Source organism: Streptomyces sp. NPDC050211 (assembly GCF_040656035.1).
In the GTDB taxonomy this organism is placed as follows: Bacteria; Actinomycetota; Actinomycetes; order Streptomycetales; family Streptomycetaceae; genus Streptomyces.
Genome location: NZ_JBFALC010000021.1, coordinates 49,669 through 64,757, shown reverse-complemented (window position 1 = coordinate 64,757; position 15,089 = coordinate 49,669). Strand labels below are relative to the sequence as shown.

The 15,089-nt window shown below is 68.8% G+C and carries 15 protein-coding genes and 3 tRNA genes; 9 read left to right on the top strand and 9 right to left on the bottom strand.

The genetic code is table 11. The annotated features are described in order from the left end of the window. Positions 1–4 precede the first annotated feature (4 nt). The 5 genes from AB0I98_RS21935 to AB0I98_RS21915 all read right to left on the bottom strand — a co-directional run bounded on the left by AB0I98_RS21935 (position 5) and on the right by AB0I98_RS21915 (position 2,544). Positions 5–748 (bottom strand): ABC transporter permease, encoded by a 744-nt coding sequence (locus tag AB0I98_RS21935; RefSeq protein WP_362944289.1) that lies wholly within the window; start codon positions 746–748, stop codon positions 5–7. A gap of 26 nt (positions 749–774) precedes the next feature. Further along, the gene (locus AB0I98_RS21930; RefSeq protein WP_362944193.1) at positions 775–1,734 is read right to left on the bottom strand and encodes an ABC transporter ATP-binding protein; all 960 of its coding nucleotides are present in this window, start codon (positions 1,732–1,734) and stop codon (positions 775–777) included. 130 nt (positions 1,735–1,864) lie between these two features. Beyond that, positions 1,865–1,937 (bottom strand) — tRNA-Gly (locus tag AB0I98_RS21925). 80 nt (positions 1,938–2,017) lie between these two features. After that, positions 2,018–2,089 (bottom strand) — tRNA-Gly (locus AB0I98_RS21920). Positions 2,090–2,226: 137 nt separating this feature from the next. Beyond that, complete coding sequence (locus AB0I98_RS21915) at positions 2,227–2,544, bottom strand: Lsr2 family protein (protein WP_362944287.1); 318 nt, start codon at positions 2,542–2,544, stop codon at positions 2,227–2,229. A gap of 279 nt (positions 2,545–2,823) precedes the next feature. Between AB0I98_RS21915 and purS the strand changes: the two genes are divergently transcribed. From purS to purM, 7 genes are all read left to right on the top strand, one after another. Beyond that, on the top strand, positions 2,824–3,087 hold the full coding sequence (gene purS, locus AB0I98_RS21910) for a phosphoribosylformylglycinamidine synthase subunit PurS (RefSeq protein ID WP_015659417.1): 264 nt from the start codon (positions 2,824–2,826) through the stop codon (positions 3,085–3,087). Further along, the gene (gene purQ, locus AB0I98_RS21905; RefSeq protein ID WP_362944191.1) at positions 3,084–3,764 is read left to right on the top strand and encodes a phosphoribosylformylglycinamidine synthase subunit PurQ; all 681 of its coding nucleotides are present in this window, start codon (positions 3,084–3,086) and stop codon (positions 3,762–3,764) included. The genes purS and purQ overlap by 4 nt, the downstream gene beginning before the upstream one ends. Continuing rightward, positions 3,761–6,019: a phosphoribosylformylglycinamidine synthase subunit PurL gene (gene purL / locus AB0I98_RS21900; protein WP_362944189.1), complete on the top strand. Its 2,259-nt coding sequence runs from the start codon at positions 3,761–3,763 to the stop codon at positions 6,017–6,019. The genes purQ and purL overlap by 4 nt, the downstream gene beginning before the upstream one ends. Positions 6,020–6,129: 110 nt before the next feature. Continuing rightward, positions 6,130–6,927 (top strand): sterol carrier family protein, encoded by a 798-nt coding sequence (locus tag AB0I98_RS21895; protein WP_362944187.1) that lies wholly within the window; start codon positions 6,130–6,132, stop codon positions 6,925–6,927. A 69-nt stretch (positions 6,928–6,996) separates the two neighbouring features. Continuing rightward, complete coding sequence (locus tag AB0I98_RS21890) at positions 6,997–7,890, top strand: META domain-containing protein (RefSeq protein ID WP_362944185.1); 894 nt, start codon at positions 6,997–6,999, stop codon at positions 7,888–7,890. A 57-nt stretch (positions 7,891–7,947) separates the two neighbouring features. Next, complete coding sequence (gene purF, locus AB0I98_RS21885; protein WP_362944183.1) at positions 7,948–9,474, top strand: amidophosphoribosyltransferase; 1,527 nt, start codon at positions 7,948–7,950, stop codon at positions 9,472–9,474. Positions 9,475–9,508: 34 nt separating this feature from the next. Next, on the top strand, positions 9,509–10,585 hold the full coding sequence (purM, locus tag AB0I98_RS21880; RefSeq protein WP_362944182.1) for a phosphoribosylformylglycinamidine cyclo-ligase: 1,077 nt from the start codon (positions 9,509–9,511) through the stop codon (positions 10,583–10,585). A gap of 88 nt (positions 10,586–10,673) precedes the next feature. Here the strand turns inward: purM and AB0I98_RS21875 are convergent, their stop codons facing one another. Both AB0I98_RS21875 and AB0I98_RS21870 read right to left on the bottom strand, forming a co-directional pair. Further along, the gene (locus AB0I98_RS21875) at positions 10,674–10,934 is read right to left on the bottom strand and encodes a DUF3073 domain-containing protein (RefSeq protein ID WP_362944180.1); all 261 of its coding nucleotides are present in this window, start codon (positions 10,932–10,934) and stop codon (positions 10,674–10,676) included. 303 nt (positions 10,935–11,237) lie between these two features. Then, positions 11,238–12,329 (bottom strand): Glu/Leu/Phe/Val dehydrogenase dimerization domain-containing protein, encoded by a 1,092-nt coding sequence (locus AB0I98_RS21870; RefSeq protein WP_362944179.1) that lies wholly within the window; start codon positions 12,327–12,329, stop codon positions 11,238–11,240. 221 nt (positions 12,330–12,550) lie between these two features. Between AB0I98_RS21870 and AB0I98_RS21865 the strand changes: the two genes are divergently transcribed. Next, positions 12,551–13,393 carry a hypothetical protein gene (locus tag AB0I98_RS21865; protein ID WP_362944177.1) on the top strand — a complete coding sequence of 281 codons (843 nt, stop codon included), beginning with the start codon at positions 12,551–12,553 and terminating at the stop codon, positions 13,391–13,393. 576 nt (positions 13,394–13,969) lie between these two features. After that, positions 13,970–14,176 carry a developmental transcriptional regulator BldC gene (gene bldC, locus AB0I98_RS21860; protein WP_003949541.1) on the top strand — a complete coding sequence of 69 codons (207 nt, stop codon included), beginning with the start codon at positions 13,970–13,972 and terminating at the stop codon, positions 14,174–14,176. A 472-nt stretch (positions 14,177–14,648) separates the two neighbouring features. On the opposite strand, the gene AB0I98_RS21855 is transcribed toward bldC, so the two are convergent. Continuing rightward, positions 14,649–14,840, bottom strand: a complete 192-nt coding sequence (locus AB0I98_RS21855; RefSeq protein WP_362944175.1) for a DUF6274 family protein — start codon at positions 14,838–14,840, stop codon at positions 14,649–14,651. Positions 14,841–14,992: 152 nt separating this feature from the next. After that, positions 14,993–15,067 (bottom strand) — tRNA-Asp (locus tag AB0I98_RS21850). Between the last annotated feature and the right edge of the window lie 22 nt (positions 15,068–15,089).

Below are 15,089 nucleotides of genomic sequence, written 5' to 3'. Positions count from 1 at the left end.
TCCGTCAGTGCCGCGGCTCCCACCGGAACCACCGCCGTACAGCAAACACCGCGACCAGGGTCCAGGCCAGCGCGAGCGTCATGGAGCCGAACGCCTCGCTCGCCGAGAGATCCCCGCTCCAGCCGCCCTGCACCAGCTTCATCACCGGCGACAGCGGCAGCAGCTCCAGGACGGAAGCCAGCCGGTCGGGCAGCATTTCCAACGGGATGGCGATGCCGGAGCCGAGCATCGAGATGAACAGCAGGGGCAGCGTGGTGACCTGCGCGCTCTCCACGGTCCGCGAGTAGCTGGCGGTGACGGCCGCGAGCGCCACACACATCACCACGCCCAACAGCACTCCCAGGACGGCGAGATACACGGCCTTGGGCGCCGGGACGTCGAGCAGAGCCGAGCAGCCGATGGCCAGCAGCAGGCACTGCGCCAGCCCGATCACCGAGGCCGGCGTCGCGGCACCCGCCAGGATCTCCGTGTCCCGCAGCTCCCCTGTGCGCAGCCGCTTGAGGACGAGTTCCTCACGCCGCGCGGTGAAGACGCCGACCAGCGCCGAGTACACGGCGAACAGCAGCGAGAAACCGATCGCGGCGTTCAGCATCACCAGCCCGACGGAGAGCCCGACCTCCTCGAGTTCCGACTCCGGAAACGCCGACCGCACACTGATCGGTATCACCAGCGGTACGAACAGCGCCGAGACGAGCGTGGCCTTGCTGCGCCCGAGCAGCATCAGCTCGGCGCGGGCGAGGGCGGCCATGCGCCCCGCGGGAGTGGTCACCGTACTCACACGTACTCCTTCTCGGTGGCGGGAGCGTCGGACGCCTCCCGGGCGATCCCCAGAAACGCCTCTTCCAGCGAGGCCGGGCGCACATCGAGGCGGTGCAGCTCGACCCCGGCCCGCGCGGCCCACATCAGCACCTCGGTGGCGGTCCGCTGCAGCTCCTGGGTCCGCAGCCGTACGACGCGCCCGTCCACCTCGTGCCCGCTCACCCCCAGCTCACCGAGCGGCGGCAGGTCTCCGACGAAGTACCCCGTGGGCAGCTCGAAGGAGATCCGGGACGGCTGGGACGCCGTCACCTCGGCGGGCGTGCCGGCCGCCGCGATCCGCCCCTCGTGCATGATCGCCAGCCGGTCGGCGAGCTGCTCGGCCTCCTCCAGGTAGTGCGTGGTCAGCAGGACGGTCGTACCGCCCTCGCGCAGCGACCGCACCAACTCCCAGGTGTCCCGGCGCCCTTCGGCGTCCATCCCGGTCGTCGGCTCGTCCAGGAACAGCACCTCCGGGTTGCCGAGCAGCGCCAGCGCGAGATCCAGACGCCGCCGCTCACCCCCGGACAGCTGCTTCACCCGCACGCCGGCCCGCCGCTCCAGGCGGACCAGCCCCAGCGCCTCTTCCACCGGCCGTGCCCCGCTCGTGCAGGCCGCCCACATCCGCGCCGTCTCGGCGACGGTCAGCTCGGACGGAAACCCGCCCTCCTGCAGCATCACCCCGGTGCGAGGTCGTACGGCGGCCCGGTCGGCGTACGGGTCGTGGCCCAGCACCCGCACCCGGCCCCCGGCGGGGGCGGCGAGCCCCTCCAGCAGTTCGACGGTCGACGTCTTGCCGGCCCCGTTGGTGCCGAGGAGTGCGAAGAGCTCGCCGCGGGCCACGGAGAAGGTGACCCCGCGTACGGCCTCGAACCCGCCCCCGTACACACGCCGCAGGTCGGTGACCTCGATCACGTGCTCGTGTTCGTTTGAGTTCATGCCTTCAGCGTCCCGTCGAACCGGGCCCGGAAGCAGTGCACGCTGTCATCACTCGACATGACAAATGTCAGGCGGACGCTGGACAGAACGAAAAAGACCCCGGTCGGATCGACCGGGGTCTTCGAAAGAGAGCGGACGACGAGGCTCGAACTCGCGACCTCAACCTTGGCAAGGTTGCGCTCTACCAACTGAGCTACGTCCGCATTGCATCCGACCGGCTCTCACCGATCGGCGCGAGCACCAGCCTACCTGATCCACAACAGTGGTCCGGACGGCGGTGCAGAGCGGGTGACAGGAATTGCACACTGCGCCTTCCCCCTGGAAGGGGGATGTTCTACTACTGAACTACACCCGCATGTACTCCGTGAGCTGGACTTTCTCGGTCCTGCCCGGCGGCGTACTCCAGACTCTAACTGATCTGGAGGGGTGCAGCGCAAGTCGGTTGTCCTCAGGGCCCGCTGACACAACCTGAGGACAACGGCGGCCGGCGCCTCACCGGGCGGCGGCGAACGCCTCGTAGACCTTCTTGGGGATCCGGCCGCGGGCCGGCACCTCCATCTTGTTGGCCTGGGCCCAGGCCCGGACGGCTGCCGGGTCGGGGGCGACCTCGGTCTGCCGGTACGCCTTGCCGGACCGCGACCGCTTCCGGCCGGCCTCCACGTACGGCGCGAGCGCCTTACGCAGTTTCTTGGCATTGGCTTGATTCAGGTCGATCTCGTACGACTTGCCGTCGAGTCCAAAAGCGATCGTCTCCGCCGCTTCTGAACCGTCGATGTCGTCAAAGAGGGTGACCACGACCTTCTGCGCCACGAATATCGGTCCCTTCATGCGGCACTTTGCCAATTCATTTGTACAGTGCCCGGCAATGCATTGTGAAGACCGACTAAATCTGTCCGCGTGTCCGAGCGCAATGGGTATCCGGGTGTCGATCGGGGATCTTTCCCGGAAATTTTCGTGAAGGCGGCTTCCGATGCCGGATCGTGACGGCAGTCACGTAGGAACCTACAAGTCGACGCGCGTAGAAATTTGGTGCGGGTAGTCTGAAGGCACTGTAGGAACCTGCTCAGCACCACAACACCGGGAGTGCCAGTGGCACGCGTCGTAGTCGACGTCATGCTCAAGCCGGAGATCCTCGACCCCCAGGGCCAGGCGGTGCAGCGCGCACTGCCGCGGCTGGGTTTCGAAGGCATCTCGGACGTACGTCAGGGAAAGCGATTCGAACTGGAAGTTGACGGGCCGGTCGACGAGGCCGCGCTCGCCCGCATCCATGATCTTGCGGAATCCTTCCTCGCCAACACCGTGATCGAGGACTTCACGGTCAAGGTGGAAGAAGTGGCGGAGGCGGCCAAGTGACCGCCCGTATTGGTGTCGTCACTTTCCCGGGCAGTCTCGACGACCGGGACACTCAGCGTGCGATCCGGCTCGCGGGTGCCGAACCCGTAGCTCTCTGGCACAAGGACAAGGACCTCCACCAGGTCGACGCGGTCGTCCTCCCCGGTGGTTTCTCCTACGGCGACTATCTGCGGGCCGGCGCCATCTCCCGCTTCTCGCCGGTGATGGAGACGGTCATCGAGCAGGCGAAAGCCGGCCTCCCCGTCCTCGGTATCTGCAACGGCTTCCAGATCCTCACCGAGGCCCACCTGCTCCCGGGCGGGATGCTCGGCAACGACCACCTCCACTTCATCTGCCGCGACCAGAAGCTGCGGGTGGAGAACGCGGAGACGGCCTGGACGACCGACTACTCGGCGGGCCAGGAGATCCACATCCCGCTGAAGAACATGGACGGCCGGTACGTCGCCGACCAGTACACGCTGGACAAGCTGGAGGCCGAGGGCCGCGTCGCCTTCCGGTACCTCGACTTCAACCCCAACGGCTCGCTCAACGACATCGCCGGCATCACCAACGAGGCCGGGAACGTCGTAGGCCTCATGCCGCACCCGGAGCACGCCGTCGAGCCCCTCATCGGGTCCGGCCGCACCGACGGCCTTCCCTTCTTCACCTCGATCCTCAAGAAGCTGGTCAACGCATGAGCCGGACGCCTCTGGACACGGTCGAGCACGCGACCGCGACCCCCGACGTCGAGCTGCCCTGGGCCGAACTCGGCCTGAAGAAGGACGAGTACGAGAGGGTCGTGGAGATCCTCGGCCGCCGGCCCACCGGTGCCGAGCTGGCCATGTACTCCGTCATGTGGTCCGAGCACTGCTCGTACAAGTCGTCGAAGGTGCACCTGCGCCAGTTCGGCGAGAAGGCCCCCCAGTCGGACGCCCTGCTCGTCGGCATCGGCGAGAACGCCGGTGTCGTGGACGTCGGCCAGGGCTACGCGGTCACCTTCAAGGTCGAGTCGCACAACCACCCCTCCTACGTCGAGCCCTACCAGGGCGCGGCCACGGGTGTGGGCGGCATCGTGCGCGACATCATCGCGATGGGCGCGCGCCCGGTCGCGGTGGTCGACCCGCTGCGCTTCGGCGCCGCGGACCACCCCGACACCAAGCGCGTCCTCCCGGGCGTCGTCGCCGGCATCGGCGGCTACGGCAACTGCCTGGGCCTGCCCAACATCGGCGGCGAGGTCGTCTTCGACTCCTGCTACCAGGGCAACCCGCTGGTCAACGCCGGTGCCATCGGCGTCATGCGGCACGAGGACATCCACCTCGCGAAGGCGTCCGGCGCGGGCAACAAGGTCATCCTGTACGGGGCTCGCACCGGCGGCGACGGCATCGGTGGCGCGTCGATCCTCGCGTCCGAGACCTTCGACGACGCCAAGCCTTCGAAGCGTCCGGCGGTCCAGGTCGGCGACCCCTTCCAGGAGAAGCTGCTCATCGAGTGCACCCTGGAGGCGTTCAAGGAGAAGCTGGTCGTCGGCATCCAGGACCTCGGCGCCGCGGGCCTGTCCTGCGCCACGTCCGAGCTGGCGTCGAACGGCTCGGGCGGCATGCGCGTCACCCTGGACGACGTCCCGCTCCGCGACTCGACCCTCTCTCCCGAGGAAATCCTCATGAGCGAGTCGCAGGAACGCATGTGCGCGGTCGTGGAGCCGGAGAAGGTCGACCGATTCCTGGAGATCTGCGAGAAGTGGGACGTCATCGCGACCGTCATCGGTGAGGTCACCGACGGCGACCGCCTGGAGATCTACTGGCACGGCGGCAAGATCGTCGACGTGGACCCGCGCACGGTGGCCCACGAGGGTCCGACGTACGAGCGCCCGTACGCCCGCCCGTCCTGGCAGGACGCGCTGCAGGCGGACGACGCGAACAAGCTGTCACGGCCGGCGACTTCGGACGAACTGAAGCAGCAGGTCCTGAAGCTGGTCGCCTCCCCGAACCAGGCCTCCAAGAAGTGGATCACCTCGCAGTACGACCACTTCGTGCAGGGCAACACGGTGCTGGCCCAGCCCGAGGACTCCGGGATGATCCGCATCGACGAGGCGAGCGGCCTCGGCGTGGCGATCGCGACGGACGGCAACGGGCGGTACGCGAAGCTGGACCCTTACGCGGGCGCGCAGTTGGCGCTCGCGGAGGCCTACCGCAACGTGGCGACGACGGGCGCGAAGCCGCTGGCGGTGTCGGACTGCCTGAACTTCGGCTCGCCCGAGGACCCGGCGGTGATGTGGCAGTTCGCGGAGGCCGTGCGCGGACTCGCCGACGCTTGCCAGCAGTTGGGCACCCCCGTGACGGGCGGCAACGTCTCCCTCTACAACCAGACGGGCGAGGTGGCCATCCACCCCACCCCGGTCGTGGCGGTCCTCGGCGTGATCGACGATGTCGCGCGCCGCACGCCGGTCGCCTTCCAGGAGGAGGGCCAGCTGCTCTACCTCCTCGGCGACACGGGTGAGGAGTTCGGCGGCTCGGCCTGGTCGCAGGTCGTCCACGACCACCTGGGCGGCCTGCCGCCCCAGGTTGACCTGGAGCGGGAACGCCTCCTCGCCGAGATCCTGATCTCCGCCTCCCGCGACGGCATGATCGACTCCGCGCACGACCTGTCCGACGGCGGCCTCATCCAGGCCGTGGTCGAGTCCGCGCTGCTCGGCGGCAAGGGCGCGCGACTCATCGTCCCCGACGGGCTCGACGCCTTCACCTTCCTCCTCTCCGAGTCGGCGGGCCGCGCGCTCGTCGCCGTACCGCGCTCCGAGGAGGTCCGCTTCAACGACATGTGCGGCGCGCGGGGCCTGCCGGTCACGCGGATCGGTGTCGTGGACGGTGACGCCGTGGAGCTCCAGGGAGAGTTCACGCTCCCCCTGGCGGAACTGCGTGAGGCGCACGAGAACACGATCCCGGCGCTGCTCAAGTAGGCATCAGCCGTACGGCCCCGAAGCCCCCGCCCGGTCACCGGGCGGGGGCTTCGCCGTACGCGCCCCCGACGCAGCCCCGACCCACAACGCACCCCGCATAGGCTGCACCCATGCCCCCGGCCAGAAAACGCCCCCGCACCTACGACCCCGCCAAGATCCGCGCCGCCGTGCTCGCACAGTTCGGGCATGTACGGGACGCCGTACGCACGTTGACGCCCGAGCAGCTCGCGTTGCCGACGCGGCTGGGGCAGTGGAGCGTACGGGAGTTGGTGGCGCACACCGGGATGGCGCCGGCGGCCGTGGTGCGGCTGCTCGACGAACCGGAGCCGGCGCGGCGGGACGCGGCGCTGATGGACTGGCTGCCCGCGATCGCCGACGCGGCCGACGACATCGCCGACACGGCCCGGCTGCGGGCCGAGCAGCACACGGACCTGGACAGCCATCTCGCGGACATCGAGCGGGAGTTCACCGCCCGCATCGCCGACGAGCCCGACAGCCGGCTGCTCCCCACCAGCGCGGGCGCCCTGACACTGGCCGACTATCTCGTCACCCGCACCGTGGAACTCGTCGTCCACACCGACGACCTGAACGCCGCCGTCCCCGGCCTGGACATCCCGTACGACCGCCAGGCCCTCGCCGCCTGCACCCGCCTCCTCGCCGACGCGCTCGCCGCCAAGGCGCCCGGCGGCTCGACGGAGGTGCGGATTCCGCCGTACGCCGTGGTGCAGTGCGTGGAGGGGCCGAGGCATACGCGCGGTACCCCGCCCAACGTCGTCGAGACCGACCCGCTCACCTGGATCCGGCTCGCGACCGGGCGGGTGGAGTGGAAGGATGCCGTCCATGACGCCAAGGTCAGCGCCAGCGGGGAGCGGGCGGATCTCGGGCCGTTGCTGCCGCTGCTTCGCTGACGGACGGGCACATGACAACAGAGTCATAACGGGGCCGAACCCATCGCCCGTCCCGCGCGTCAAAGAGCCATGAAGCGGACGACGAAGAACATGACGTACGCCGCCGCGGCCCTGGCCGGCACGACCGTCCTGGCCGCCTGCGGCACGGAGTCCGGCAGCGGCCGCGGCGCGGTCGGCGGCGAGGGCGACACCACCAAGGACATCTCCACCATCGCGGACACCTCCTGGCTGCCCCAGAGCGTGACCGTCGACGGCAAGAAGTACGACCTGCCCAAGGGCGACTCCTTCGATCTCGAGGACGCCCACATCACCTTCAAGCCCGGCGCGGCCGAGCCCGACGTCGGCGGGGGCGAGTCCGGCGGCACGGTGGGCTGCAACCACTTCGGTGCCGACGTCGACATCGAGGGCGACACCGTGAAGGTCTCCGACCTCGCGATGACGATGATCGGCTGCGAGGGAGCCGTCGGGGAGTTCGAGGAGAAGTTCGTCAGCGTCTTCGAGGGCAACCTCAAGGCCGCCATGGAAGAGCGCGACGGCACCAAGACCCTCACCCTGACCAGCGGCAAGGGCGACCGCATCACCCTCCGCGAGGGCGCCGCCGAGACCGCCCCCGCGCTCAAGGGCACCCGGTGGACGATCGACACCCTGCTGTCGGGGAAGAGTGACGACTCGACCGCCGTGTCCCTGCCCGAAAAGGCGAAGGCCCACCTCACCCTCACCAAGAACAACACCGTCACCGGCAGCATCGGCTGCAACACCTTCAACGCCAAGGCCACCGTCAAGGACGGCACCATCGAGATCGGCCCTCTCGCGACCACCCGCATGGTGTGCTCGGGGCCCGTCATGAAGACCGAGCGGGAACTGACCGAAATCCTCGCCGGCAAGGTCTCCTACCAGCAGAAACACAAGTCCCTGACGATCACCGCGGCCTCCGGCGAGGGCCTCGTGGCGCGGGCGAAGTAAGCAAGCCCACTCTTCACGAATTCGGACCAGTGGTCGATCTCGCCTACACTCGGTGGCGTGCCACGTGGTGACGGTCGACTCAATCATGATCTGCTCCCCGGTGAGAAAGGCCCCCAGGACGCTTGCGGCGTCTTCGGTGTCTGGGCTCCGGGCGAAGAGGTCGCCAAGCTCACTTACTTCGGGCTCTACGCCCTCCAGCATCGGGGTCAGGAATCCGCGGGGATCGCGGTCAGCAACGGCTCCCAGATCCTCGTCTTCAAGGACATGGGCCTGGTCTCCCAGGTCTTCGACGAGACCTCGCTCGGTTCGCTCCAGGGTCACATCGCGGTCGGTCACGCCCGCTACTCGACCACCGGCGCTTCCGTGTGGGAGAACGCCCAGCCGACCTTCCGCGCAACCGCGCACGGCTCCATCGCGCTCGGCCACAACGGCAACCTGGTCAACACGGCCCAGCTCGCCGAGATGGTCGCCGACCTGCCCAAGCAGGAGGGCCGCACTCCGCGCGTCGCGGCCACCAACGACACCGACCTGCTCACGGCGCTGCTCGCCGCCCAGGTCGACGAGGACGGCAAGCCGCTGACCATCGAGGAGGCCGCCCACTCGGTCCTCCCGCAGGTGCTCGGCGCCTTCTCCCTCGTCTTCATGGACGAGAACACGCTCTACGCCGCCCGCGACCCGCAGGGCATCCGCCCGCTGGTCCTCGGCCGCCTGGAGCGCGGCTGGGTGGTCGCCTCCGAGTCCGCCGCCCTCGACATCTGCGGCGCGGCCTACGTACGCGAGATCGAGCCGGGCGAGTTCGTCGCCATCGACGAGAACGGCCTGCGAACGTCCCGATTCGCGGAAGCGAAGCCCAAGGGCTGCGTCTTCGAGTACGTCTACCTCGCCCGCCCGGACACCGACATCGCCGGCCGGAACGTGTACCTCAGCCGGGTCGAGATGGGCCGCCGCCTCGCGAAGGAAGCGCCGGTCGACGCCGACCTCGTCATACCGACCCCGGAGTCCGGCACCCCGGCCGCCATCGGCTACGCGGAAGCGTCCGGCATCCCCTTCGGTGCCGGTCTTGTGAAGAACGCCTACGTCGGCCGTACGTTCATCCAGCCCTCCCAGACGATCCGCCAGCTCGGCATCCGGCTGAAGCTGAATCCGCTGAAGGAAGTCATCAAGGGCAAGCGCCTGGTCGTCGTCGACGACTCGATCGTGCGCGGCAACACCCAGCGGGCCCTGGTCCGCATGCTCCGCGAGGCGGGCGCCGCCGAGGTCCACATCCGGATCTCCTCGCCGCCCGTGAAGTGGCCGTGCTTCTTCGGTATCGACTTCGCCACCCGCGCCGAGCTCATCGCCAACGGCATGACCATCGACGAGATCGGCACCTCGCTGGGCGCCGACTCCCTGGCGTACATCTCCCTCGACGGCATGATCGAGGCGACCACCATCGCCAAGCCGAACCTCTGCCGCGCCTGCTTCGACGGCGAGTACCCGATGGAGCTCCCGGACCCCGAGCTGCTCGGCAAGCAGCTCCTGGAGACCGAGCTGGCCGCAGGGCCCGCCGCCACGGCCGCGGCCGACGCGATCCGTCGCCCGTAAGCCACGTAGAAACCAACCCGAAAGATCCCAGGCAATGTCTGAGACTCATGCTGCTTCCGGTGCTTCCTACGCGGCTGCCGGCGTCGACATCGAAGCGGGCGACCGCGCCGTCGAGCTGATGAAGGAGTGGGTGAAGAAGACGCAGCGCCCCGAGGTCCTCGGCGGCCTCGGCGGTTTCGCCGGCCTCTTCGACGCGTCCGCCCTCAAGCGCTACGAGCGTCCGCTGCTCGCGTCCGCCACCGACGGCGTCGGCACCAAGGTCGACATCGCGCGCCAGATGGGCGTCTACGACACCATCGGCCACGACCTGGTCGCCATGGTGATGGACGACATCGTGGTGTGCGGCGCCGAGCCGCTGTTCATGACCGACTACATCTGCGTCGGCAAGGTCCACCCCGAGCGGGTGGCCGCCATCGTGAAGGGCATCGCCGAGGGCTGCGTCCTCGCCGGCACCGCTCTGGTCGGCGGCGAGACCGCCGAGCACCCCGGCCTGCTCGGCCCGGACGACTTCGACGTCGCCGGCGCCGGCACGGGCGTGGTGGAGGCCGACCGGCTGCTCGGCCCGGATCGTATCCGTACGGGTGACACGGTGATCGCCATGGCGGCCTCCGGCCTTCACTCGAACGGGTACTCGCTCGTACGGCATGTCCTGCTGGAACGCGCGGGCATGGCGCTGGACACCCAGATCGCCGAGTTCGGCCGCACCCTCGGCGAGGAGCTGCTTGAGCCCACCAAGATCTACTCGCTGGACTGCCTGGCGCTGACCCGGACGACGGATGTGCACGCGTTCAGCCATGTCACCGGCGGTGGACTGGCGGCCAACCTCGCCCGCGTCATCCCGGACGAGCTGCACGCGATCGTCGACCGCTCCACCTGGACCCCGGCACCGGTGTTCGACCTCGTCGGCAGGACCGGCGACGTCGAGCTGCTGGAGCTGGAGAAGACCCTCAACATGGGCGTGGGCATGATCGCGATCGTCCCGGAGGAAGCGTCGGACGTGGCCCTGGCGACCCTGGCCGACCGCGGTGTCGAGGCATGGGTGGCCGGCGAGATCACGGACCGCGGCGACCACGCCACGGGTGCGGAGCTGGTCGGCGCGTATGCACCCTGACCAGGCCCCGGGTCGGCGCCTGCGAAGGCAGCGCAAAACCCGGTCCTACGGGTAACCGCTCAGGACCGGGTCAGGCACTGCTCGACAGTCAAGCGCCGCGGCGTTGTTGTTGCGACGTGGGACCGGACTCGTCGTCCTCTTCGTCCTCGTCGTCGTTGTAGAGATCCGCGTACTGCGCGTACGGGTCGTCGTCGTCTTCGTCGTCCTCGAACGGCTCGCCGTTCGGCGGCTGGTTCGAAGTCGAAGCGCCCAGCTCGCTGGCCAGACGCGACAGGTCAGTCCCGCCGCTGTTGTACTTCAGCTGGCGGGCGACCTTCGTCTGCTTGGCCTTGGCCCGGCCGCGCCCCATGGCTCGACCCCCTCGGTGACGGGGCTCGACGGCCCCAGAGTCTCGACACGCGTTCATGATCTGGAACGGACTCTCCGTGGAGAGGCCGGTCCGTAGGGCTTCCACGGTACCTGAGCCCGCGCCCATACGGTACGTCGCCCGCAGCAGCCGCGTGTGCACAGGACCTTTGAGGCGCCCCGTCCTCGCTGGTCAACCGCGATTTTAACCACTTCCTGGCGGTCGACCCGCCGATGGAAGTGAGAGTTCTCTCTAAGTGCCCACCGACGGGTACCGGCCAAACCTCCCGGACCGGCCCGGGCGCACTCAGCGTCCGCGCGCCGCCGCCGCTTCGTGCATTCGCTGCTCGGCGATCCGGTCGGCCGCGGCGGCCGGCGGAATGCCATCCGCCTTCGCACGTGCGAATATTGCCAGCGTGGTGTCGTAGATCTGCGCCGCCTTCGCCTTGCACCGCTCGAAGTCGAAGCCGTGCAGTTCGTCGGCGACCTGGATGACACCGCCCGCGTTCACCACATAGTCGGGCGCGTACAGGATGTGGCGGTCGGCCAGGTCCTTCTCGACGCCCGGGTGGGCCAGCTGGTTGTTGGCGGCGCCGCACACGATCTCGGCGGTGAGCACCGGCACGGTGTCGTCGTTGAGCGCGCCGCCCAGCGCGCAGGGGGCGTAGATGCCGAGCCCGTCGACGCGGATCAGCGCCTCGGTGTCCGGGACGGCCCGCACGGTGTCGTACCGCTCGGTCATCTGCTGTACGGCCTCCTCGCGCACGTCGGTCACGAAGACCTCGGCGCCCTCCGCGACCAGGTGCTCCACCAGGTGGCGGCCGACCTTGCCGACGCCTGCGATGCCGATCCGCCTGGCCCGCAGCGAGGGGTCGCCCCACAGATGTTGGGCGCTGGCCCGCATGCCCTGGTAGACGCCGTACGCGGTGAGGACGGAGGAGTCGCCGGCGCCGCCGTTCTCGGGTGAGCGGCCGGTGGTCCAGCGGCAGGCGCGGTGGACGACGTCCATGTCGGCGACGTACGTGCCGACGTCGCACGCGGTGACGTACCGGCCGCCGAGCGAGGCCACGAAACGCCCGTAGGCGAGCAGCAGCTCCTCGGTCTTGTCGCGCTCGGGGTCACCGATGATCACGGCCTTGCCGCCGCCGTGGTCGAGCCCGGCCATGGCGTTCTTGTACGACATCCCGCGCGAGAGGTTGAGCGCGTCGGCGACGGCCGCCTCCTCGCTGGCGTACGGGTAGAAGCGCGTACCGCCGAGCGCGGGGCCCAGGGCGGTGGAGTGGATGGCGATGACGGCCTTGAGGCCGCTGGCTCGGTCCTGGCAGAGCACGACTTGCTCATGACCCCCCTGGTCCGAATGGAACAGGGTGTGCAGGACGCCGTCGGTTACGTCGGTCACGGTGGTGACTCCTGGGTAAGTAGCGGCGGTTGGGACGAGCTCCCGTAAGGGTGGCGGGGGCAGCTAGCACGAGATTAGAGCCTGTACGCCCCGCCGACCGCGACGTGCTCAGGATCACCTACTCCCGGAGTACGCCCGTGCGACGATTTGCATAGTTTTCCCGCACGTTTGTGAGCGGGTTTCGCAGGTTTTCCTGGCAGAGGGCGGGGGAGGGAGCAGGCGTGCCCAAGGTGTCCTCGGTGATCGTCCCGTACGCGACCTATCTGCGTGTGTACGAACCGCTGGCCGCCTTCCCGGAGCGGGAGCGCGACCACTGGACGCGGTACGCCCGGCGCCCCGACCGTCCCACGTACCAGGACGAACTCCGCCGCGCGCTGGCCGACTTGCTGCCCACGCCGCCCGTCCCGGTGCCGGTGCACGAGAGCCGAGACGCCTTCGTGCTGGAGGTAGACGGGGTGGTCTGCGTCTGCCCCTGGCGCACCCGGCTGCGCGGCTGGCAGGCGCTCGGAGATCTCGCCGAGGAGCTGCCGCCGCCCGTCCTGGACGCGGTCCTGCCGCCCGTCGTACGGCGCCAGGCGGCCCAGGACTACGAGCGCTGGCTGGCCCGCAACCCCGACGCCCGGCCATGGATCCGCACCTCGACCTGGCAGGTGCCGCTGCACTGGTTCGTGCTGGTCGCGGACGAGGAGCGGCGTTTCGACAAGGGCTCCGGCGAGGCTCCGCCGATGCTGCGCTACCGCACGCCGATGGTGCAGGCCCGGCGGCGGGTGGCGCGGGCGCTCAGGACCCTGAAGGACACCATCGACGAGGGGCCGCTGATCGACGGCCTGCTGGACGTGGGGCGCTGGCTGGAGGAGTTCCATCCCCGCTCGCTGGTCGAGCTGGACTACGGCGGCCTGGTGCACACCCTGCCGCCCGGCGAGCTGGAGGACGACCACTCGGCCGCCGACGTGGCCGAGGGGATCGCGGCGCTGCGGCAGGGGGACGGCGAGGCGGCGGGCGAGGCGTACGGCCGGCTCGTGGAGCGGTGGCGGTCGGTGCGGGACCGGCGGTCGGCGAACTGACATCCGGAGTTTGATCGTCGTTCGGCGATATGACGCCTGACCTGCGGTCGGGGAACTGACGTTTGACCTGACGCCCGTTTTGGGGTTTCGTCCTCGTCCTGAGGTTCCTGAGGTTTCGTCAACATGGGGCGTTGGTCCCGATCCGGGCTTATGTCTCAAGCGTGACGGACCGCACGTACGCGGCCCTTGCCTCCCTTGCCCCTCCTCATGTCAAAATAGGACAAGGAGTCCGGGGAGGACTCCTCCGTCCGACTGTGCTCCACTATGGGCGGAATCTCAGCATTGCCTGCTTTGGGGGGTCTTGTGACTCCTGATCGTCCTGTGACTGATCGTCACAGCGGCGTGACTGTCCGCTATGGCATGGTCCATCGGCTTCCGTCGCCGATGAACACCTGGGGGGCAATTCCATCGGTTTGGCCGACGCGGCTGGACAGATGGTGTAGTTGTAGTGCCGAGGACAAGCCGTTCGTCCTATAACCGACTCGACCCGCGTCCGCCATTTCGGGCAACGCGGGTCAAGGTGCAGAATTTAGAGGAAAGAACCGAGAAGGTTCGGTTCTCCCGAGGAGGCCGCTCATGACCGCTCGCACCCCTGATGCCGAGCCGCTGCTGACCCCGGCTGAGGTCGCCACCATGTTCCGTGTGGACCCTAAGACGGTCACGCGGTGGGCGAAGGCCGGGAAGCTTACATCGATCCGCACGCTCGGCGGGCACCGCCGCTACCGCGAGGCGGAGGTCCGTGCTCTGCTCGCGGGCATTCCGCAGCAGCGCAGCGAAGCCTGAACAACTGAATAAACCGGGCAAACCGGCTGGTCCCCCACTGGCCGAGGCGTTCGGAAACCTAGCTCCACACGACGCGGGTTCTGCCCCAACGGAACCCACGCCCGAGCTCCACAGAGCTTATGAAGCACATCACAGGGTGCGTCGTCGATCGCGCTGGACTCCGCCGGGTCCAGCGCGATCTTTTTTGTGCCCTGTCGTGGCTGGTCCGGCCGCCTCTGTGAGTGGCCTTGTCGGAGTCTGGGGAGGGGTGTCGGATCTCCTGTGTGCGGGCTCTGGGGGATGCCTCAGGCAGGTGCAATTGCACATATTAAATTGAACAGTTGTAGGAGCTGGGTAAGAACCGGGGTTTGAAAAACTCATCCGGTGACACCCGTCACATGCCAGGGTCCTTGTCGCCCCTGTCTCCTGTGCGCTATTGGGCGCCGCACGTTCCATCGTCCCACCACGGGACCGTCGTTGAGCCGGGCGTTCGTCACGCGGGCGAGGGGCTCTCGTCCTCCACGGCCTCCTGAGGATCCCGGGCGGTCCGTGGGGCCGTGTCCATGGCCAGCCGCAACAGGTGGTGGCAGATCGGGCAGTGGCGCGTCAGATGGCGATACGACGAGGCGGCCGCCAGATGCGCACGAAGCAACGCCCGCGTCTCATGCCTCGCCGATGCCGCCATACCCCACCTCCACAGAACCGCCCGGGAAGCGCCCTTGCTCTCTGAGTACCGAGCGACGGAGACGCCGTCAAGACGGCGTCAGGGGGGCGCCGGAAAGCAGGACGGGAGCACGGCAAAGCCCGGGTCCGAAGACCCGGGCTTTGCTGTTGCTGCGGTCCTGACGGGATTTGAACCCGCGGCCTCCACCTTGACAGGGTGGCGAGCACTCCAAACTGCTCCACAGGACCTGGTTTCGCGGCACTTGGTGGT

Excerpts from the sequence above, each read along its gene's own strand:
- AB0I98_RS21935 (WP_362944289.1), bottom strand. The coding sequence starts at position 748 with ATGGCCGCCCTCGCCCGCGCCGAGCTGATGCTGCTCGGGCGCAGCAAG.
- AB0I98_RS21930 (WP_362944193.1), bottom strand. The coding sequence starts at position 1,734 with ATGAACTCAAACGAACACGAGCACGTGATCGAGGTCACCGACCTGCGG.
- purL (WP_362944189.1), top strand. The coding sequence starts at position 3,761 with ATGAGCCGGACGCCTCTGGACACGGTCGAGCACGCGACCGCGACCCCC.
- AB0I98_RS21895 (WP_362944187.1), top strand. The coding sequence starts at position 6,130 with ATGCCCCCGGCCAGAAAACGCCCCCGCACCTACGACCCCGCCAAGATC.
- AB0I98_RS21890 (WP_362944185.1), top strand. The coding sequence starts at position 6,997 with ATGAAGCGGACGACGAAGAACATGACGTACGCCGCCGCGGCCCTGGCC.
- purM (WP_362944182.1), top strand. The coding sequence starts at position 9,509 with ATGTCTGAGACTCATGCTGCTTCCGGTGCTTCCTACGCGGCTGCCGGC.
- AB0I98_RS21875 (WP_362944180.1), bottom strand. The coding sequence starts at position 10,934 with ATGGGGCGCGGCCGGGCCAAGGCCAAGCAGACGAAGGTCGCCCGCCAG.
- bldC (WP_003949541.1), top strand. The coding sequence starts at position 13,970 with ATGACCGCTCGCACCCCTGATGCCGAGCCGCTGCTGACCCCGGCTGAG.
- AB0I98_RS21855 (WP_362944175.1), bottom strand. The coding sequence starts at position 14,840 with ATGGCGGCATCGGCGAGGCATGAGACGCGGGCGTTGCTTCGTGCGCAT.